The sequence below is a fragment of the Pollutimonas bauzanensis genome, assembly GCF_040393045.1.
GTDB lineage: Bacteria > Pseudomonadota > Gammaproteobacteria > Burkholderiales > Burkholderiaceae_B > Pollutimonas > Pollutimonas bauzanensis_A.
On sequence record NZ_JBEBUX010000067.1, the window covers coordinates 1 to 21,208 of the forward strand.

General features: G+C 55.8%; 9 protein-coding genes and 2 pseudogenes. 4 read left to right on the top strand and 7 right to left on the bottom strand.

The genetic code is table 11. From position 1 onward, the window contains the following. Positions 1 to 400 precede the first annotated feature (400 nt). Positions 401 to 7,057 (top strand): autotransporter outer membrane beta-barrel domain-containing protein, encoded by a 6,657-nt coding sequence (locus ABWO67_RS11745; RefSeq protein WP_353151899.1) that lies wholly within the window; start codon positions 401 to 403, stop codon positions 7,055 to 7,057. 29 nt (positions 7,058 to 7,086) lie between these two features. Here ABWO67_RS11745 and ABWO67_RS11750 read toward each other — a convergent pair. The 3 genes and pseudogenes from ABWO67_RS11750 to ABWO67_RS11760 all read right to left on the bottom strand — a co-directional run. After that, positions 7,087 to 7,402: pseudogene (locus ABWO67_RS11750) on the bottom strand (hypothetical protein); the annotation flags it as partial. Positions 7,403 to 7,556: 154 nt separating this feature from the next. Further along, the gene (locus ABWO67_RS11755; RefSeq protein ID WP_353151900.1) at positions 7,557 to 10,253 is read right to left on the bottom strand and encodes an autotransporter family protein; all 2,697 of its coding nucleotides are present in this window, start codon (positions 10,251 to 10,253) and stop codon (positions 7,557 to 7,559) included. A 210-nt stretch (positions 10,254 to 10,463) separates the two neighbouring features. Continuing rightward, on the bottom strand, positions 10,464 to 10,679 hold the full coding sequence (locus tag ABWO67_RS11760; RefSeq protein WP_353151901.1) for a hypothetical protein: 216 nt from the start codon (positions 10,677 to 10,679) through the stop codon (positions 10,464 to 10,466). Between the two features lie 326 nt (positions 10,680 to 11,005). On the opposite strand from ABWO67_RS11760, the gene ABWO67_RS11765 reads away from it, so the two are divergent. Then, positions 11,006 to 12,334: a tyrosine-type recombinase/integrase gene (locus ABWO67_RS11765; RefSeq protein ID WP_353151902.1), complete on the top strand. Its 1,329-nt coding sequence runs from the start codon at positions 11,006 to 11,008 to the stop codon at positions 12,332 to 12,334. A gap of 410 nt (positions 12,335 to 12,744) precedes the next feature. Here ABWO67_RS11765 and ABWO67_RS19330 read toward each other — a convergent pair. Both ABWO67_RS19330 and dgt read right to left on the bottom strand, forming a co-directional pair. Next, positions 12,745 to 12,825: pseudogene (locus ABWO67_RS19330) on the bottom strand (SEC-C metal-binding domain-containing protein); the annotation flags it as partial. 1,691 nt (positions 12,826 to 14,516) lie between these two features. After that, complete coding sequence (gene dgt, locus ABWO67_RS11775) at positions 14,517 to 15,725, bottom strand: dGTP triphosphohydrolase (RefSeq protein WP_353151904.1); 1,209 nt, start codon at positions 15,723 to 15,725, stop codon at positions 14,517 to 14,519. Positions 15,726 to 16,186: 461 nt separating this feature from the next. On the opposite strand from dgt, the gene ABWO67_RS11780 reads away from it, so the two are divergent. Together ABWO67_RS11780 and ABWO67_RS11785 are read left to right on the top strand one after the other, a co-directional pair. Then, a complete protein-coding gene (locus ABWO67_RS11780; RefSeq protein WP_353151905.1) occupies positions 16,187 to 16,639 on the top strand; it encodes a very short patch repair endonuclease in 453 nt (150 codons plus the stop codon). Between the two features lie 199 nt (positions 16,640 to 16,838). Beyond that, on the top strand, positions 16,839 to 17,885 hold the full coding sequence (locus ABWO67_RS11785) for a NotI family restriction endonuclease (protein WP_353151906.1): 1,047 nt from the start codon (positions 16,839 to 16,841) through the stop codon (positions 17,883 to 17,885). A gap of 1 nt (position 17,886) precedes the next feature. Here the strand turns inward: ABWO67_RS11785 and ABWO67_RS11790 are convergent, their stop codons facing one another. Both ABWO67_RS11790 and ABWO67_RS11795 read right to left on the bottom strand, forming a co-directional pair. Further along, complete coding sequence (locus ABWO67_RS11790; RefSeq protein WP_353151907.1) at positions 17,887 to 19,137, bottom strand: DNA cytosine methyltransferase; 1,251 nt, start codon at positions 19,135 to 19,137, stop codon at positions 17,887 to 17,889. 518 nt (positions 19,138 to 19,655) lie between these two features. After that, complete coding sequence (locus ABWO67_RS11795; protein WP_353151908.1) at positions 19,656 to 21,077, bottom strand: FliH/SctL family protein; 1,422 nt, start codon at positions 21,075 to 21,077, stop codon at positions 19,656 to 19,658. Positions 21,078 to 21,208: the final 131 nt, after the last annotated feature.

Genomic DNA, 21,208 nt, shown 5'->3' on the forward strand with positions numbered 1-21,208 from the left:
CCAGTACAGCAGTGGGGAAGGTGTCAACTGCGCTGCTTGCTGTGACCGGCATGACGACCCTGCCTATCTTTACGGTCTACATCACGTCCATCATTCATAGATGGAGTCAGCCATTGAGCGAGAACAATCCAGCGCGGCCGGACTTGTAATAAGCGCGCTGGAGTCGTGCGGGTGTGTCATAGCTGACGATAGCGTGGCATGCACAGAACCGGAGTTCGGCTGGATCATTGGGCATACGGTGAGTTCGTCGGAGGGACGTGACCTGGTCGGGACTTATTTGGTAGGCCCGGGCAATGTTATTTCACCGATTCAAATAGCTCTTTCGTCGAAAAAATATTTCGGACCGGCTTATTTGGTGGGAAACTTTTGCACGACAACGCACCCTAGACAGGTAGACTCAATGAGAAAAGCAAAAGATTCAGTCGCAATTTTCGGCAACAACCCAGCCCATTTGGGCTTGATCCTGTCACTGGGCGCATCCCTGATGCTGGCAGCCTATCCAACCCTGGCGGACACTGTCACCACGCCGCGTAACTTAGAGTTCTACGCAGCCAATGGCAAGGATAAAAGTGGAGAGAAGGACGGGGCGGCGGGGACGGGCATCAACTATACCAACTATGACGACTTTGTTATCTCCACCACGACGACTGCACCGACAGATGAAGACAGTGTTTATTTCCTTACCACGGTAGGTGGCCTGGGTGTGGATGAAGGCCATGGCGGCCAAGGCGGCAGCCTGACGTTCACCAATGATGGCAGCATGACTCTGAATGCCACCGGCGTCTGCTGTAATTTCTACAATCACATCATCTATGCGAAGTCGCTCGGCGGTTCGGGCGACAGTGACAACGACAACAACGACTCAGATGGTGGAGGCGCTGGCAACGGGGGGACGGTCAATGTAACAAACTCGGGGAATATCACCCTGAACGGCGCACTCGGTTACTTTGGCGCTCCGTTCATCGCTCTTCGGGCGTCGACCGTCGGCGGCAACGGCGGGAACCAGAACAGTGGTGCTGAAGGCGATCAACATGGCGGCTCAGGCGGTTCGGGTGGCGACGTCACTATTACAAATACGCAGGCTATTTCACTGGGCACCTCCACCGACAATCGTGCCGTGGGCCAGGCGTACGGCGGCGCAATACTGGCTGAATCGCTTGGCGGCATGGGTGGGAACGAGAATGGGATTGCCGGCAATGCCAACAGGGTCACCATTGATAACAGAGCCCCTGTCAGCCTGTACTGGGATACCGACTCAAGCGGTGGGGTCGGAATGTTCGCGATTCGTGGCCTGGCACAGGCGGGGGATGGCAGTGATGTCGACAACGACAACTCCGACCCTGGCGGCAATGGTGGCAGTGGTGGCATAGTGACGGTGGGTTCATCGGCTAATGTAACCATGGATATAGCGAACGCCCCCGGCATTGACGGCGCAGCAATGGTGGCCCAGAGCATTGGCGGCAAGGGTGGCAAGGGGCCGCCCAAGGACAAGACCGGCGGTACGGGCGGCACGGCATACAACACAACCATTAACCTTACCGGCAACGCCAGCGTGAGCACGTCAGGCGGAGCACTATACGGGCTATTGGCGCAAAGCATAGGTGGCCAGGGTGGCGATGGCGGGGATGCCGACGCTCTGGCGGGTCAGGCGGGAGGTGGCGGCATGGGAGGAGCGGGGGGCGTGGTCACGGTAACCACCGACGCAGGAACAAGGATCAGTACGCAAAACGACTATGCGGGCGGCATTGCTGCCCACTCGCTTGGCGGTGGTGGCGGTACAGGCGGTGATTTTGTCAGTGTCCTGGGAGGACAGGGCGGCAATGGCGGCAATGGCGGCAACGCGGGTACGGTGACCTTGACCTTGAATGGAGACATCGTAACCGCGGGCGACCATGCATACGGCGCACTGGGGCAATCCATTGCTGGTAGCGGTGGCACGGGCGGTGTCGAGACAGGAGGCCTGGTCTCGCTCGGCGGTGATGGCGCCGGCGGCGGAGCCGCCAATACGGTCACTGTGACGAACGGCGGCAGCATTTCCACGCAAGGCTATAGCGCCCATGGCATTGTGACTCACTCGATTGGCGGCGGCGGCGGAGCCGCGGGTTCGGCATCCGGCTGGTTGAGCATAGGCGGCAGCGCGGAAGGCGACACTAATTCCTCAGGCGGACAGGTGTCCGTTACCAATTCGGGTCAGATAGCTACACAGGGCGTTGCCGCTGCCGGGATCGTGGCGCAGTCCATAGGCGGTGGTGGTGGCACAGGGGGATCTGCCATGGGAATTGCCGGCGTGGGTGGTACGGGCTCGGGGGGCGGTTCGGGCTCGACGGTGAATTTGCACGGCCTGGGCACTGTGAAAACCTCGGGTGATTATGGGGTAGGTGTGCTGGCTCAATCGGTGGGCGGCGGCGGTGGCAATGGAGGGGACGCGCTGAACTTTTCTGCCGGAGTCTCCGTAGGCATAGGCGGTAGCGCAGAGGGTGGCGGCAATGGCGGCCCTGTGTGTATATCTAATAGCGGCGGCTGTGGAGGCGCTGCAGCGTCTGCGGCCGAATCCATCACTACGCTTGGCGACCAGGCTATAGGCATATTGGCGCAATCCATAGGCGGAGGGGGGGGTAACGGTGGTAGCGACACCAGCTTCAGCGTGGTGTCGCTCGTATCCTTGCAGATGGGGGGTACGGGTGGTGGGGGGGGGAGTGCCAGTTCGGTAGACGTCAAGCACACTGGATTGTCCGTCACTACCGGCGGCGTATATTCCTCAGGTATCGTGGCGCAATCCATAGGCGGCGGTGGCGGGAACGGGGGCAGCGCGTCTGCATATTCTGCAGACGTAGGTTTTAGTGTGGGGTATGTCTTGGGCGGCAGCGGTGGTAACGGAGGCTCTGCGAGCGACGTGACCGTCGCGCTGGATAATAGTCAGATCATCACAGGGTTGCCACCTCAGGGGAGCAGTTCGGAAACCTATGCGCCCAACGATTCGATGGGCATAGTGGCCCAGGCTATCGGTGGCGGTGGCGGCAATGGTGGCGATGCCAGCAGCCACAGCCTGATGCTGCCGGTACCGACCGGAGAGGGCGCTTCACTGGCCTTCAACTTCCAGGTTGCCATGGGAGGGAATGGCGGGTCGGGCCAGAACGCCTGCGGGTCGGCTGACTGCCTCGTCGACGTCAGCCTGACGGGCGGCACATCGGTGGCGACTCTAGGGGATGGTTCGCATGGCGTGCTTGCGCAAAGCGTTGGAGGTGGGGGTGGTAATGGCGGCAATGCATCGGTGATGTCGACGACCCTCGGCGATGGGGATTCGCTCGAATTTACGGGAGGGGTATCGCTTGGAGGTCAAGGCGGTGGCAGCGAAGATGGCGGCAGCGCCGGTGGTGCCGTCAATATCAGCTTGGGCGACGCAGGCGTTACGCCAGTGGCAGTGGATCCTATTTCAGTGCCGCCGGGCAGTACTCCCCTGCCTTCCTCCATCGTGACCTACGGGCACTATGCCAACGGTGTCTTGGCTCAGTCGATCGGCGGCGGAGGCGGCAATGGCGGCATGGGTAGCAGCAACACCAATGACGTGGGCGGCCTGCTTAGTGTCACGGCTACGGTAGCCCTGGGAGGCGCAGGTGGCGGCGGTGGCTATGGCGACACAGTGACAGTGACCCAGAATCGCAACCACACTATCCAGACGCTGGGCTCGGGTTCACGCGGTATTGTGGCTCAGTCCATCGGCGGCGGCGGCGGTGCATCACAAGGCGGCACGCTCTCGTTGGGTGCAGGCGCCGAGGGGGTTGGCGGGAACTTGTCTGTCGGTGTGGGGATGTCCGGAGGCAACGGGGGAGGAGGCGGCACAGTCAATACCTATACCAGCGGTGTGATTCAGACGATGAGTGCCGATGCCGATGGTGTCATGGCGCAATCGATAGGGGGCGGTGGCGGCCTGGGCGGATCCATAGGCGCCGATGCCGTATCCAAGCCCATTCTTGAGCGTTTGAGCGACTTATCAAGCGGCGAGGGCGAGGAGGAAGAGGCCGAGGATGCGGAAGTCAAGTACACGCTGGGTGTGTCAGTAGGAGGAAAAGGTGGTTCAGGTGGCAAGGGCGGCACAGTCAATTTGTATCATGCCGGCCAGATCAACACACAAGGTGACTGGGCTGACGGCATTGTGGCTCAGTCCATAGGCGGTGGCGGTGGAACCGGCGGCTCCTCAATTGCGTCGGGCAGTAAAGCTACTGCCAATGTCGATATAGCAGTGGGTGGTTCCGGGGGGAGTGGTAACGATGGCGGGCCCATCAACTACACGTTCAGCGGTGACTACGATGGCCATATCGTCACGTCAGGCTATTTGGCTTATGGCGTGTTGATGCAGTCCATAGGCGGTGGCGGCGGACAAGGCGGCGACGGGTCTGACCACGCTGCGGGCTCGCTGACCATAGGTGGTTCAGATGGCGGCAGCGGCGGAGCATCCGGCTCGGGTGGAGCCATACAAAGTGGTGGCGCCGGAAATTGGATAGCCGTTACGACAACAGGTATGGACTCATCTGCCTTGGTGGCCCAGTCGATAGGTGGCGGTGGCGGTGTCGGTGGCGTGGGCAATAGCACGAATTCCGACGGGGAACAGAGCCACAATATAGCCTTGAATGTAGGAGGCAGCGGGGGAAGTGCCGGTAATGGAGGCGCGGTGAATATAGAAACCGGCGCCGCCATAAAAACATCAGGATACCGGTCACTCGGCATCGTTGCCCAATCGATAGGCGGAGGCGGAGGGATAGGCGGCGGTGGAGCTTCGCACAACTTTACCAGTGTATCGCTCGGTGGGCGGGACAACAGTGGTGGAGACGGTGGCAGCGTCAATGTGAATCTGCTGCCTGGCAGCAGCATCTCTACTTCCGGTTTGGCTGCACACGCGATTGTGGCGCAGTCCATAGGCGGCGGTGGAGGGATTGCTGGTAATGGTACCGGGCCGTTTAAACTTGATCCCTCGGCTTGGTCCGGCTCGGCCGGAGGCCAGTCGAGTTTCGGTAACGGCCATGATGTAAGCGTCACGACAAATGGCTCGATCTCCACGGCGAGTGACTCAGCATTTGGTGTCATCGCACAATCGATCAGCGGCGGTGGCGGGTTGGGCTCAGACAGCACAGCCAATTTTGCAGGCAGCAACGGCGGGCAAGCTACGCAAGCCGCGGGCAACGTGACGGTCAATCAGTCCGGAACAATCAATGCTTTAGGGGCAGGTTCAACAGGCATTTTCGCGCAAAGCGCCGGTTCCCAAGGGTCTGGAGTAGTTACCGTCAATGTCAACGGCTTGGTTACAGGTGGAACGGGTTCTGGCGCCTACGGTGTGTGGCTTGTTGGCGACAACCAGAATTATCTGAATATTAATGGGACCGGCAACGTGATTGCCTCGGAAGGGGGCAGCGCTATACATTTTGACGGTCCGGACAGCAATCAGTCCCAGAAAGCACTCGTACACAACACCGCCGCCCCAGCGTCGCTGACGGCCAACAACGCAGGGGGAATCTACGGCAACATCGAATGCAGCGGTGCTGCCGGCCAAGTGGCCTGCGATGTCAACAATGCTGAAAGCGGCATCTTGAGCGATGCCACCCTCTACCAGGCCAATATCGACAATGCCGGCCTGGTCGTCATAGGCAAGCCTGGCGCATTCAGCACGCTGTCGGTCACAGGTGACTTCAATCTGCAGTCAGCCGGCATCTTGCAGGCTGACGTAGATTTCGACAAGCTCAAGTCTCCGCGCATGGTAGTGCAGGGCGATACTCGTCTGAATGGCCAAGTCAATGTCCAACCGTTTGCCCTGTTGCCGGATCGCGAGGTTACCGTGGCCACACTGCATGGCGATATCCAGGGAGCCCCCAAAGCCAAAGACAGCCCTGTGGTTGACTACGATGCCAGACTGGACGGCAGGCACGTGCGAGTGAGGGCGGCTTCCACTGATTTTGCCGCTGAGTCCATGAGGCTGGAGCCGAATCAACACGCCGTGGCCGAACATCTGCAGCGAAGCTGGGACCTGGGCGGCAACTCGGCAATGGCTCCTTTGTTTGCCTCGCTGGATATGGGCTCTCGCAATGGTGCAGATGCCTACGCTGACATGATCTCGGATTTGTCTCCGGGCGTCAGCCTTGCGACCGCTGCCCAAATGAATGCAGGCATGAGCCAATTTGCCGGCAATATGATGTCTTGTCCGGCATTTTTCGGAGGGGATGCACTGGCCGGAGAACAGGATTGCCTTTGGGGGCAGGTGACAGGGCGCAATACCAGTCAAGACAGCCACGATGGCGTTTCAGGGCATTCTTTCGAGAGCGTAACTTATCAGTTCGGTGGGCAGCGCGAGTTCCGGCCAAACTGGTTTGTTGGCGGGTCTGCGGCCTACCAGACCGCCCGCCTGAAAGATGACGATAGCCGTGTCAGCGGCGACGGCTCATTGGGCTATCTTGGTGTAGTGCTCAAGCATCAGGCTGGCCCATGGGTGTTTTCAGGCGGGATGGGTGCGGGCTATGGAAATTATGATATCGACCGAAGCTTGCGCATTCCGAATCTGCAAAGCACGGCGTCGTCGGACCAGGATGTGTACAGCGCGGCTGCGCGATTGCGCGTCGCACGCACCTTTGCGAAGGACAGCTTCTATGTCAAACCCTACGTAGATCTGGATGTCAACTACACGCGCATGCCTGGTTATACGGAATCGCGAGGCGATACGCATTTAACCGTGCAGGATAGCAACCAATTCGTCATTGGACTGTCGCCCATGATTGAAGTGGGGGGCCGAGTCGAACTCAACAATGGCGCCGTCATGCGTCCGTTCGCTTATGCGGGAGTGTCACTCTTGTCCCAGGACAGCTATAAAGTGAGAGCCAGCCTGCAAGGCGCTCCCGTCGGTTCTGGCGACTTCGAGACGTCTATGCCTATGGACAATGTCATTGGCCGGCTGGGCTTTGGCTTGCAGGTGTCGAATGTGGAAGGCGTGGATTTCCGCCTGCAATATGACGGTGAATTTTCCAGTCATGCCCAGAGCCATAGCGGGACATTGAAAGTCATGGTGCCCTTCTAGAGTGTGTTGCGGTCTATGCCAAGGCGTGCCGCAGCCCATTTACTCGTTGTCAGCTTCCCTGCAAATCCGTCCAGCAGCCGATTCAGCACCTTGATCTGGCGCGCATTCATGGGGATCGTTGCGGCCTGTTGCCAGAACTTCGCCTTGGCCAGCACTTGATCCAAAGTGCCATGTGCTTGTTCGACAGCTTTTAGTAAAGTTGCCAGGAACCATTTCAGCCAGGCAGTTGGCCGGAGGCGCTTCAAAATGATTTTTTTCACGGCCAATAGATCCAGAAAACACTTGCATAGGGCCTGTGGAGTCGTCACGCCAAGTGCCGACGTGAATGTGGCTCATGCTGCGCCACCACCTGACCGAAGAGTTTAAGGTGGCGCCGGGCACCACGTATCGATGGGTAGACAGCAGGTGAGGGTGGCCAATTGAGTCCCGTCCGCCGGGACTCTTTTATCAAGAACGTGCATAGCGTTAAGCGCAAACCGACGCGATACCTAGCATGTAATCACCAGGTGTATTTCACACCGGCTCTGCCGCCATACTGATGGTAGCCCTGCGCACCCCACGAGCCTGCGAGGCTCGCCCAGCCGGTCCAGCCCTTGGCCAAATCGGCATTCACGCCCACTTTGAGTTCGGCCCGGTTTTTGGGATACAGCTGTCCCATTTGCAGTGCGTCAAAGGAAACAGTGCTGTCGGCGCGGGTATGCCACCAGTTCACGGTGGCAAACGGCTGCACCCGGCGCCCATGGTTCAGCTCGATATTGCGATAGGTGCGCACGCCCAGGCGGCTTATTACACTATGGGAATTGGCCTGATCGACCTGCGTGCCATTGTCCTCGGTGACGCTGTCCGTTTTCACACGAACATAAGTCAGCTGCGCTTGGGGTTCGATCATCCAGTCGCCAGATGCTTTGAACGCGTAGCCCGCTTCGCCGGATACCGACCAGGCGCGCGAATCGTAGCGGACTGCAGGCAGCCCCTCGCCCTCGACACGGTTGTTAAACCAGCCGTACTGGGTCCAAAGGTCGACATAGGCGCCTAGCTGCGTGTCGGCATTCTGGAACCACGTGGCATACACCCCGCCGTTGTAACCTTCGACCTTGCCGCGGGCCTGGGCGGTGTTGCCGTCGGCGCGTACCTTGCTGTCGGCAACACCGTAACCGAACATGGTTCCTACGTGGATGCGGCCTGCCTGCGAACCTACACCCCATTTCGCGACATCGCCGCCGCCTTGCAGCAAAAGCAAGTCTGTGTCGACGTGGAAGTTCGCATCCTGACTGTTGCTGGCCCCCCACGTCCGTGTGCTGCGCAGCCAGGCTGAACCGTGCTTGTCGGAGGATGTGGTGTCCTGGCCGTTCCCGGTGAGTTGCAGGCTGCCTTGGCGGTCATGCAGGGACTGCACGAACATCTGACCGACCAGGCGTTGATTGGCCAGGTAGGCAGCGACTTCCGGGCGGTAAAGGGGTGCCGGAGTGGGGGCGGGCGAAGGTGAGGGTGGCGCTACAGGTGGAACGGGCTCGGGTTTAGGCGATACGGGAAGATCGGTATCAGGAGCTTCGGGTGGCTCAGTTTCGGGCAATACTGGAGGCTCGATATTACGTTGTGAGCGCAAATACCAGTTGTCGGCCTCGGACACTTGACTACCACCGCGATACAACTGGTACTCGTAGGCGCCGGCCACCACGCGGCCATCCAGGGCAAAGCTTCCTTCAGATGCCTCACTGTGGATGAGTGTCGAAGCCCTACTGAGTTGCACTTGCGGCTCGGTAATCTCCTCTATCTCGACTCTCTTGACGACCTCGATGCCGTTTGCGGTCGTCAGGTCGCCAACGCCACCGGTATTCCGGATACGCAAGCGCGTTTGCCCTCCGACTGGGTTTGTAGTGTTGATCACTACCTTATCCGAGGGCGAGTCATCGCCACCCAGCCAGGTGTTCAAGCCAATGACACCATCAGTCGAATTCAGGGTGCCGGTCGTCAGTGTTTTGTAGGTGTTTGCCGCAAACGGGGTACTGAAGACAGCCCCCGAGTCCAGCGTTAGGCTGGTCAGCACAGAGTCGCCGGTCATGTTCCACACAGAGCCGCTGTGCAAGGAAAGCGAAGAAGTCACCTGTGTGTAGCGCTCGCCCAACATATGAGCGGCACCCGTTAGCACGGAATTGTTGCTCGCAACTACGTTGAGAGCAGGGTATATGCCCGCGCCTGCGGCCGTGGCGAGTAGGGCACCGCCGCCAATAGCTGTGGAGTTGTTCATCGAGACGTTTAATTCGCCGTTATTCGCATAAATGGCGACGCCATGCTCGGATTTCACAGAGCTATCCACTAACACGGCGGTGGCATCGCGGGTGTTCCTCGCATATAAACCGTGGCTATCTTGCCCCAGTGCCTGTAGTGTGCTGCTACCCAAGGTTATCGTGTCGTTCGCGCTGTTACTCCAATCCACTGCGTGCGAGTTTATGCTACTCGTCCTAATCGAGACACCGCTGGCATCGACCGGTGTGTGGTCGTACATGTTAAGAACCTGAAGACCCGCCGAATTAGCCCCGGTCGTGGTCACTGATCCCCCTGTCAGCGTCACTTTCCCTCCTAAATTTGCAGCTACACCGGGAGATGCTACACCGCTCGTGCTAATCACCACATTGTTCAGCGAGCTTGTTCCGTTGGACGTAGTCGTCACACCGGAAGCTAAATAACCGCTCGTGCTAATCACCACATCGTTCAGCGAGCTTGTTCCGTTGTACGTAGTCGTCACACCACGAGCTATGTCACCGTGAGTGACTATCGAGCCTTTCGACATAGAAAATACGCTGCCAGCGTTCTCGACATTAACCCCATGCCCGTAGTCTGTTGTGGTCGTGATATCGACGTCCACTAGGGTAATAGCGCTCTCAGCCAGATTACCGAAATTGGTTATGTGCGCTCCGATGCTGTCTGTGGCTATGGTGGTTCCCGTGGCGATAATCGCACCGCCATCGGTAGTATAGAGCCCGGTTTGCTTAGTGGTCACTGAACCGCCATCGAGGGTGATAAGGCCGCCGGACTGTGCCCACGCGCCGAAGCCATCTCCCGTGATGAATACAGGCCCGATTCCGTTGATGACACCACCACTCAAAGCCCATAGCCCAGTTTCACTGGGCGCAGTCGTGAAGGTGCCGCTCGCAGAAACTGTGATGCCGTCCGCACTGAGTAGCTGCGCTATCACAGGCTGACAAGGTAATGTCAACAAACTACTTGAAGCGACGTAAACACCAACAGCTAGTTTCACGGGTCGTTTGGAATATTGGTATGACATGCGATCATCTCGTTCTATGGCCGATTTCAGCCGATAGACGAGTCTATTTATCACGATCGTGATTGTCTATGCGTCGGTTTGATACTTATCAACGAGAGGAGGAATAGATGGGTCGCAGCGTCAATTCCGTATTTCTGGATACTCGCCACTGAGGCCCTGCACGATATCCATCACGTGTTCTTTGGCCTCAAGCACGCATGTCTTAATTGCCAACAAGGCCGCTTGTGCCTGTACAGGGTCATCAAGGCCAAGTTGCGCAAGAGCTTCTACTTGATTGAGTCCTAGAGCGGCCTCGTCGAGAGCGGCGAGCAGAGCGTCTGGTATCAATTTATGCATGTGGAGGACCTTTGTCGCAGTGTGATCTTGAGTGTAACTTTAGCTGATGCTTTGAACTAGCCTGCGCGGCAAGTCTTCCATGCAGGCAAAAGAGGAAACGATCACATCTGGTGCAGACCGTTCAGTTCAGCTTGCGGCGAGGGATTTTGAGAATCAAAAAATTTGAGAAGATAAAATCCTCTGGAGCACGCTAAGCTTTGCTGGGCTTGGTTTTCCGGAGGGATAGCCCGGGTTGGTTTTACGCTTCAATTAGACGGTTTTGGATGGGTTTTACCTTCCGGTGGCTCCTATTTGGCACCTGGAAATCGTCACTGACTAGAGGCGTCATGGCTACCTTAAAGCTTACCAAGACCGTAATAGAAACCGCAGTACCGCAGGGCAAAGATTATGAACTGCGCGATACCGTTGTCCCAGGCTTTCATTGCAAAGTCACGACTAAGGGCAGAAAAATATTTGCCCTTCAGTATCGTACCAATTCGGGAGAGCGTCGAAAACCCACGATTGGCAAATTCGGTGAGTTGACCGTCGAGCAGGCTCGCGACATTGCGCGAGACTGGTTTGCTGATATTCGCAAAGGACATGATCCAAGTGCGGAGAAGGCTGCGGCACGACAAGCGCTTACTGTTAAGGAATTATGCAAAAAATTCATCGAAGAATACTCAACGCCGCGCAATAAGCCGAGCACCGTTGTGAACTATCAAGACCACATCAACCGCTACATCATACCGACCTTGGGTCGCATCAAGGTTCCGGATCTGACACGGGCCGACGTGAGTGAAATGATGCAGCGACGTTCGCATATCCCCTCTACGAGCAATCGGGGGTTCGCCTGCTTACGCAAAATGCTGAATATGGCGGACGTATGGGGTTATCGTCCGGGCGGTTCCAACCCCTGCCGGCACGTCCCGATGTACCCCGAGAAAGGCACAACGCGATTCATCACTGATGATGAGTTGGTGCGCATTTACGAATATCTGGATCGAGCTGATGAGGAAGGCTTGGAGCATCCACTGCTGACATTGGGTATTCGCCTGCAATTTTTATTTGCTGCTCGCATGTCCGAGATTCGGCTGTTGGAATGGGCCTGGGTGGATTTTGAGAATCGCCGCGTCGCTTGGCCGGACAGTAAGACGGGGAAAATGTCCAAGCCCATGAGCGAAGATGCTTATCAGCTTCTTTCATCGGCCCCACGCATTGAAGGGTCGCCCTATGTCTGCCCGAGCGTCTTCGACGGCGACCAGCCGATGTCGGAGAGAACCTATAAGAACGGCTGGACCCGCATTCTGGAGCGTGCCGAGGTTTCCCATGTCGGCACGCACGGTATTCGCCATCGAGCGGCGACTGACATTGCCAATTCCGGGGTGTCGGTCAAGATTGGTATGGCGTTGACGGCGCATAAAACGGCAACCATGTTCATGCGGTATGTTCACGCCGAGGATAACCCGGTGCGGGAAGCTGCCGAGAGAGTAGCGAATTTGCGCAAGGAGCTCATTGGGGGAGGCCAAGAGCAAAGAGATCTGCAGGATCCCCCAAGTGCTGCCGAAAAGACGAGCGGGAGGACTAGCCTGGGGAAGTATCAACCATATCGGCATCGCCGGGTGCTCGCGCGTGCGATTCCGCCTGGAACGAAACGCGCCGATTCGTCGCAGGAGTAGCAGCTATGGCAGTTGACGGAATGACGACAGAGGCACAACTCATTGAGCGCTACGGCATCCTCTTATCTCTAGATGATTTAGCAGAGGTTCTCAAGCGTAGTCGGGACGGATTGCGCATAGCGTTGCAAGGCAATTCGGAGTTTGCGCGAACGTGGTACCCCGCTAAGAAAAAAATCGGTCGGCGTGTTTATTTTCGTGCAAGCGATGTTGCTCGACTAATTGATGAGCGCTCACAATGCTGAGCTGGTCAATGATCGTTCGGTAATAGCCTCGTCGGGGTTTAGCTTGTTTCGTATCCACAAGGACCACACGCTCGTCAGTCGCCGGGACAGTCATTTGAGGTGTTGCTGCATACCGATGCGCTCAAGAGCCGAAGAGTGCGGTACCTATTTGTGATGAACAATTTTTACCTACCCATGGCATTTCTTGTACTTCTTCCCGGACCCACAAGGACAGGGATCATTGCGGCCTACCTTGCTAGAGCTTGACCTTCGGCTTAGTCGCGGTGGTGGTACGAATTGCGTGACCCGGTCGGTAAACTGACGGAGTGCGGGCGTACCGAAGAAGTTCCACTCTCTGTTTAACTCTTTGTAGTGGGTCTTCATCTCGTCGGTCCATGCCTTGCAAGGCATGAGAATGAAGTCTTCGGCGACTGTGCCACCTGAGAACTTGGGAGCGTCAATGCCGATTCCGATAACTTTCACCAACTGCGGAAACTTGTTCTTCGCCGCTCCGCACGCGATCTCAAGGAGGGTCAGCCGCTTCCCACGGTAATCGGGTTCGGCGCGGAAGGCATCGGGGGTGCGCAACTGCAGAAGGACATAGCCGACGTTTGGCTCGAACGAGGGTAGAAAGGTCACCTGCCGGGTAAAATCCCCAGTTTCGGGGAAGCGCTCGACGGCAGTAAGCATTTTCTCGGCGAGCCCTCTGCGCATAAAGCGCGGCTCTTTGACCATTTCATAGATTGCGCTCTCGCCCCGCAGGATGTCGCAGTCGCCGCCGAGCGTACCATCCAGACTGTTTTGGCAAGTGCGTTGAATTAGCTCGTCCCAGAAGTAAGAAATACGGTTCTCATTCTTCGTGTTTTTGTAGAGCTCGGTCCGCACAAAGTCGTGCCATTCTCCTTCGCCGATCATGACACCGTTGATCTGACCCTTCTCCTTCGGCCCTATGACATGGCGCTTCCTCGCCGCGTCATAGCTCAGAAGGTAGTGGCCGAGAAGGTCCTCCTCACCACAATAACTCAGGTAGTCGAAGACCGAGACGGCCCGGACCTTCTCGTCGAGATATGTGGAGAAATCGCTGACCGTATCTAGTTCTTGCAACACGATGGGCATGTTGTGGCTGTCGAATAGGTGGACCGGATTATGTCTGTCAAGTTCGATGTGGAATGGATGCGGGGAGCCTTTAGCGGTATCCGAGTAAGAAATCGCGAGACTGCCGTAGATGTTCTGTGGAGATGCTCGTTCACAAGCCTCCATCGCTCCGTGGGCGATGACGATTTTGTGGATGACGGCCTTGTCGCAGTCGAACACGATAGGGAATTGCTTTTCCAGCTTCGCATTCAAAAAAATCGGTCTGCCGCTGCGTATGTAGCGTTCTGCACCGTGCGCGGTCTTGATCTGGCGGTCGATGACATTGCGCTTCCAGCGGTCCCATAGAACTTGCGGATCCTTGTCGGAAACCTCGGGCAGTTCGTTTTTGCGGTCGAAAAAAATGAAGACGTAGTTGCCGAACACCGCGAGCAGGTCACACAATTCGTGCCCATCATCTTTATAGGGGTTCGGATAGCTCCAGAGCTTGAGGAATGAGCGCTCGCAGAACTCTGCGAGCAACCTCTCCGTCGCAGTAACGCCGTTGGATTTTTCTGTCATAAATGCTATTTCCTCCATAGAATCGAAGCGCCCTGAGCATAGCCTCGATGACCTCCAGCATGGGTACGTTACGGTCAGGTGAAGCACTCGCGGAAAGGATTTGCATGTCCGCACTCTAGCGGAATAATGCGACACTTAATCGTCGAGGACGAAAACTCACACCCATCGTCTCGCTGACCAATATTACGCGGCGCGAGTGGCCGTTTCGGGTCGGGACCTTGGTGATAGACTTCAAGCGGTCAACGAGGGACGGCCATGGCTTGGACACGGTATGTTAGTTGGATGGGTCGCTGCGATAAAACCTGCTGTTAATTAAAATAATATTTATCAATGCTTCCCGGGCCAAAATATTTTTCATATTCATTGGCTGCGTAATAGTCCATCATCCCCGAAATGTAATCAGCAACCAGCCGTTTATCATGGTCATTAATAGCTCTCAGTTCTGGGGGAAGGAGCTTGTTGTCTTTGTTGAACTTTTTGTCGCTGTAAACTTCAAACAAGCCGCGAATAATTCTTTCTCCCTTAAGCTCATAAAGCTGGACATCTTTTTTTCTAAGAACGGCTTTAAATAATAGTTTTTTTAGGCCTTCAGCCAATTTCCCATGTTCTTTATATCCTAATTTCCCATCAACAAGTCCTATGTCAGAGCACAAGGTATTTACGATTTTAGATGTAAGTTCTTTCTTGAGAACTATTGCATATTCTTCAGATGATTTCATTCTTTTTGATTGCATGGCTTCCTGCTGTACCGCCTGAGTTATTTTGGAAAATATAGGATAGGCTTCTTTATATTTTTCATTAATTTTGAACTCATGCACAATCTCTCCAAGAGTGATCATTCCAAAACTGAGTGCATCTTCCAAGTCATGGGCAGCGTATGCGATTTCGTCCGCCAGATCCATAATCTCCGCATCAATACTTTTCGTTATGTTAAGAGAGTTTTTATTTAATTCCTGTGAGAGGAAGTCATAATCTTGGTCATATAAAAATTTATTATTATTTGATGCTCGTTTGCTAAAATATTTTGTGATTGCCAGTAGCGTTCGTATATTCAAGTTTAAACCATCATATGCATGATGTTTTCTTTCTAGAGTTCTTAATATACGAAAGGCTTGAGCATTTCCTTCGTATCCACCACACTCATCAGTAAGCTCATTGAGAATGACTTCACCGTAATGTCCGAATGGTGGATTTCCCATATCGTGAGCCAAGGCAGCGGCCTCGGCAACAACGGTATGTTCAAGGCCTAAATCATATGCGATTGACCGTGCGATCTGAGCAACTTCAAGGCTATGCGTTAAGCGATTTCTATTGAATCTATTGGCATCAATACCAAGTAATTGCATCTTTCCCTGTAAACGTCTAAAGGAAGATGAGTAAAGGATCCTCGCATAATCTCTCATTAATTCCGGGCGATTCAATGATCGATCATCTGAGTGAGTATGGGATCGATATGTTAGACAAGCGATGAGGCTTTCGTTTTCTTTTGCATACGCTATGGTGTCTGAATCGTACATATTTTTGTGTCCAATTGGCACTTAGCCTTAGGCACCTTGTATAGGTGTTGATGGTGCTGCCGGATGACGCAGCAGCTTATCGTTGATAACGAACTAAATTCAATCAAATGTATCAAAAAATCACAATGAATGATAGGAGAAGCTTGTTAATCCCTGTATAGGCGCTTGTGCTCGTGATATATCAATCTAAGGGGACGGCGGATTTGTACCGGTGCAGTATCCAGGGCCGACAGGCCAATGCTTGGCGTGTGGCTTTGCCCGCTATCTCACCTGAGTCCACAGCCTGACACCACCGAGTGCAAAGGGCTTTCGTTGCAAAGACGAGTGGAGAACTTAACGCCTAAGGCATCCTAAAGCGGTACCGGTATGTCTACCAGCCATACGGGCGACCTTTAGCTGGCGGTCTCGTCTACATCGGGTATTTGTAGGGAGCCGGCAGCCAGACGTAAGATTAGAAGTGGATGCATAAGCAAGGAACTGAATTGGCTGATAAGGTATCGCCGGAAATACGCAGCCGGATCATGGCTGCAATCAGGAGCAAAGATACTAAACCGGAGATGGTGGTACGGCGGGGATTATTTGCCCGCGGGTTTCGGTATCGATTGCATAAATCTCACATGCCAGGCAAGCCAGACTTGGTTTTCCCTAAATTTGGTGCGGTTGTTTTTGTTCATGGCTGCTTTTGGCATGGGCATGAAGGCTGTCGGCTATATCGTCCGCCATTGTCCCGTCAAGACTATTGGAATTCTAAGATCGAAAGGAACCAGATTCGGGCAGATGCAGCAGAAGCTAAGCTTAGAGAGCAGGGGTGGCGCGTTTCTATAGTGTGGGAATGTAGCTTTCGTGGCAAGGCCCCAGAGGAGCAGGCCTTAAAATTAGACCAGCTCGCGAGCTGGCTGAGACTGGGGGCCTGAGCCTGCCAGCTCCGCCTATAGCGCGTAGCTTTCTCCGCAATTGTTTCGATCTTGTGGCGGCGCTGACCTTTGCCTTTAGGGCAGCAAGGTTTCGATGAGCGGCGGGCTTCGCCCTAGACGTTGTGCCATTCCGTTGGGCGGAGTGCTGAGGCACTAGTACAATGCCGGAACATATTGATACAAGGGAGCAGTGGGCGGCATGGTGACAAGAGCAAGAAAGCCTAGGGATAACTCACCCAGATTCGGAATTGGAGAGTGGTATGGCTATGACATCACTAAATTATCCCCCGAGCAAAGGCAGCACTTTGGCGCAGAAAACCTAAAGCAAAAAAAGGACCGCGAACCGCAGCCCTGCCCGTTCAAGGCAGGCGGCGTAGCAGGTGCACTATGCTCTAAGGAGGGCGGCGTATGCTCCTTGCGGCTATATGCGTATGGTGAGCATCCAGTTACAGGCCGGGCGATGGGCATCCCTGTTGAGGGCCGGTCAGGCGATTTACGGGCAACCTGTCCCTATCGGTTCCACGAGTCGCTAGATGTATTTAACTGGGTGGGCGAAACGATTCTGGGTGATCCGGACCCGTTAAAGATTAGTGAGGTTGGGTTTCTAGAGGCTGGAGCTACGACAGACAGCGAAGGCGGCGATGATGTCGGCCGGATCGACATGGTTCTGGTTAGTACGCAAACCCCGCCAGGCGCACCGATGGAATGGGCGGCGTTAGAAATTCAGGCTGTCTATTTTTCGGGAAATGCCATGCGAGGGGAGTTTAAGGCGTTCGAAGACACATCCGTGGACTGGCTGATTTATCCCGCTGGAAAGCGCCGGCCTGACTATCGCAGCAGTGGGCCAAAACGGCTGATGCCACAGCTGCAAATCAAGGTGCCGACATTGCGCCGCTGGGGTAAAAAAATGGCGGTAGTGGTGGACCGCGCTTTTTTCGATTCGATTGGCGACATGGACAACGTGAGCGATATTTCCAATGCGGATATCGCCTGGTTCGTTGTGCGGTTTGAGGAGGTTGATGGCGCACTGCGAACGCGCATCGTGCGTGACGAAGTGCGCTATACCACTTTAGAGCGATCTGTCGAGGGGCTCACCGGTGGCAAGCCTGTTCCGTTGACCGTCTTCGAAAGCAGAATCAACACAAAGAGGCCCGCATCGCCTAGTGAGGCGATTGACCTGCTTACACACGAGGATGAGAACGAGGGAGGCCCGCCGCCCGATGCTCCGGTAGGCGGCGAGACGTGACTTAGGCAGCCTGCTGGGCCACGGCTTTCGCCTTGGCAGTCTTGGTTTTGGGCTTCGCCAGCTCCAGGTGCGCTTGCAGCTGGACGGCAATGGCTTTGGCCATCAAGACAGGCACAGCATTACCTACCTGCTCATACTGTGAGACGCGTGAGCCTATAAACTTATAGGTATCCGGAAAAGACTGGAAACGCGCAGCTTCGCGAACAGTCAGGGTCCGGTCTTGATCGGGCAAGAATACCGTTCCCCAATGCGGGTCACACTTGGTCAGCATCGTGCCTGATAAACCGTCATTGCGTAGCCTTCCGTAGCGCTTGGTGTGATCCGTCTTGCGGGCGCGCTGCATGCCTTTGGGCAGCAGCTCATGCGGAATGTCGCGCCATGATCCCCCCGGCTTTACATGCTTCATGCGCTCAATGTTCTGTTTGAACAGTTTGGCGGCATAGTGGTTGTACGTTATTTCGGCGCCATTACGCATGGCATGCGCATAGGGGCTGTGCGCGTCAATGGTGTAGCCGATGACTTCGGCCCCTTCGCCCATCTCGAGGCGGGGCAAGTCGCCTATTGCCTCACCTACGGTCACATGGGGCAGTAGCCGTTCGCGGTCACTCTCGAGGAGCTGGAACGTCATTGTGCCGCCTCCCCGGAAATTGGCGCGTCCAGTCGCGAAATGGGTGGGTTCGGGATGCTGCACTTCCGAGTGGCGCGATCCCAGCAGGATTAAGCGCCACCGCTCCTGCGGCACACCATAGTGTGCTGCAAATAGGATTTTGGCTGTGACGTGGTAGCCCAGGTCCGTGAAGATTCGGATAATGTGGCGAAACACCTTGCCATCGTCCAGCGACATCAAGCCTGGCACGTTCTCAAATAAGAACGTCTTAGGCATGAATTCCTCAAGGAAGCGCTCATAGTGTGTGAACAGCTTGTTTCGAGGATCGTCTAGAAACCGTTCTGGTGCGTTGATCGAGAATCCCTGGCATGGCGGCCCGCCGACCAGCACATCCAGCTCGCCAGGCTGCAAACCCAGCTGCGTGCGAACTTCAGCAGGGTCGACGTCTTCAATCGGCCGGCAGTCTGCGATAGCGCCCGGATGGTTAAGCTTGAAGGTCTCGATCGCCTCGGGCATCACATCGTTGCCGTACAGGCTGACATAGCCAGCTTCGCGAAAACCCTCAGTAATCCCGCCTGCGCCGCAGAACAGGTCGATAGTGCGTAACGTCGATGTCTTTTTTGTCATATTATATTTGGTAGCCATGGCTCTACTCCAGATAGTAGGGTTGGTGGTCAGGCGGAGTCGGGGCTGCAATCCCCGGCTGCGCCGCTCGGATGATTTTATACTGATTAACCGTCGCGGTCCCTTTGGACAGCGGCTGGGGTTAGGGCGGCGTGCGGCAGCGCGCGCTGGATGCTGCAAGACAGCAGCCCTGCAGCATCCTCGCATCTAAGCTCTGATTGGCCAGCTGAGGTAGTCGCAGAAGACATTGCGGCTACCTCAGCCTGTAACCAATAAACGAGAAGCCCCATTCCTTCTGCCAAGCATCCTGCCGCTCCGTCTGTTCGCAGCAAGCTGGCGACGTGTTCTGCAGTGACTCAAAGCCCATAATACTGTATTAATATACAGTATTATGGGCTTTTTTTCTACTAATGGATACGGTGTGCGGATAAGGCCTGGCTAAGCGGTGAACATAGGCAAGAGGGGCTGCATTTGGATAGCCGCTAGTCTTCCATTTCAGATGCGTGCAGCCTTATTTTTGGTACATAGATTCCGAACGTCTATTGCTTTGGGGTAGTACCTAACGTTTCATTGATATCATCTGGAGCGTGCCATTTCGCCAATCGAGCCAGTGCGTCTTTTCCGCCCCAAAGCCGCTGGGCTGCAGCTAGCTTGTTAGCGATCTGCACACGCACCTCTTTCAGGGCATCTTCGGCTTGGGCGAGCACTTCCTCAAAGAATGCTGCGATACGTTTGCTCTCGTTCCACTCTGCGATGATCGCAAGCAGTTCGGTGCGTGAGGCCTCAATGGCCTTGGCGTGGCGTTTGGCCTGTTCCTCTCGCCGGTGCCTGGCCATCGACTCGTCCCATTCACGGCGCCACTTCTCGGCGGCCAGCCGTGCCTCTTCAACCAGGGTACTGATCGCTGGGGGCGCGGCTTGAAGGGTGGCGACAATTTCATCGACTTGGGCGCCCATTGCATTCGCAGTACCATGCCATTGCTTGGTCCATTCTGTCGACTGGTAGGGTGAGTACGCTTGCAGGCAGAACTCGCCCGAGGGTACAAGGCGACGTGTGGTCCAGGTAGCTTCACCCCGTAGGATCTTAGCCGTTTTGCTTAGTGACGATACCGGTACATATTCGCCTCGAACGTACTGCATTTCCTGCTCGTTCAGCGACTCGAACAGGGTAAGGCCAATCGCTATTCCTTCGACATACACGACAGTGGGCCGCTCTGGGGTCCAAAGAGAGTCGTAGTGGCCCGATAGGTTGCGGACCGTTCGAGGATCGATTGGCTGTCGGTGGAAACTGTCACCGACATTCGATAGACGCACTCGGTGCCCATGGGCTTCCAAGTGCCTATAGAACTTGTTTGCCAGACGGACGATGGTCTCGAGCTGCTCTTCGGAAGTGACGATATCGGGCAATAAGCGCTTGCGAGGCTTACAGTAGCCTTCCCTGGAGGTTCTGCCCTGGGGGATCAAGCCGATGGCTCCTTCGATAAGCGGATGGGTAGCGGGCATCCGTTTCTGTGGCGTCAGACGTTTCGCTGATGCTGTTGTGGCAGTTGGGCTGTGCAAACTATCGACTTGTGGCTCGGTGGCTGCAGAAGCGCTAGCGGATTCTCTTGCGGCAGGCTTTGCTGTGGCCACATTCGCGGTGTCTGCTCTCGTGGCGGCCTGCGGCTTGGTTCGCCGCTGTGCAGGATGTGGTGACGCCGGACACCAGTGTGTTTCGTCGCCTGGCTCGGCAGCCGGCAAGCCCGGCTTGGACGGGGCTTTGCCGACGGCTAGTTTGGCCCAGTAGCCTGGATTGGGCCTGGGCACGCGCAGCCGCTTACACACGCGAGCTAAAAAACTGTCGGAGACGCCATACTGTGCAGCAAGATGCGTGGCTGGCTTCGACCAGACGGCGTCGTAAAGCTGCTCGCGCGAGATCGCTTGGGACGTTGTCGCTATGCTATTCGGTGCGGGCTGATTCATGTGGTTAAACGGCCTCGATGCCGGTTCGGGTGCAAACGCTGATTGTGACTAGCCGAGCTCCTTCAATCGGGCGCGATAATCCAACGCCTCCAATTCGAGGTTTGATGGGAGTGGTCCTCTAAGGATAAACA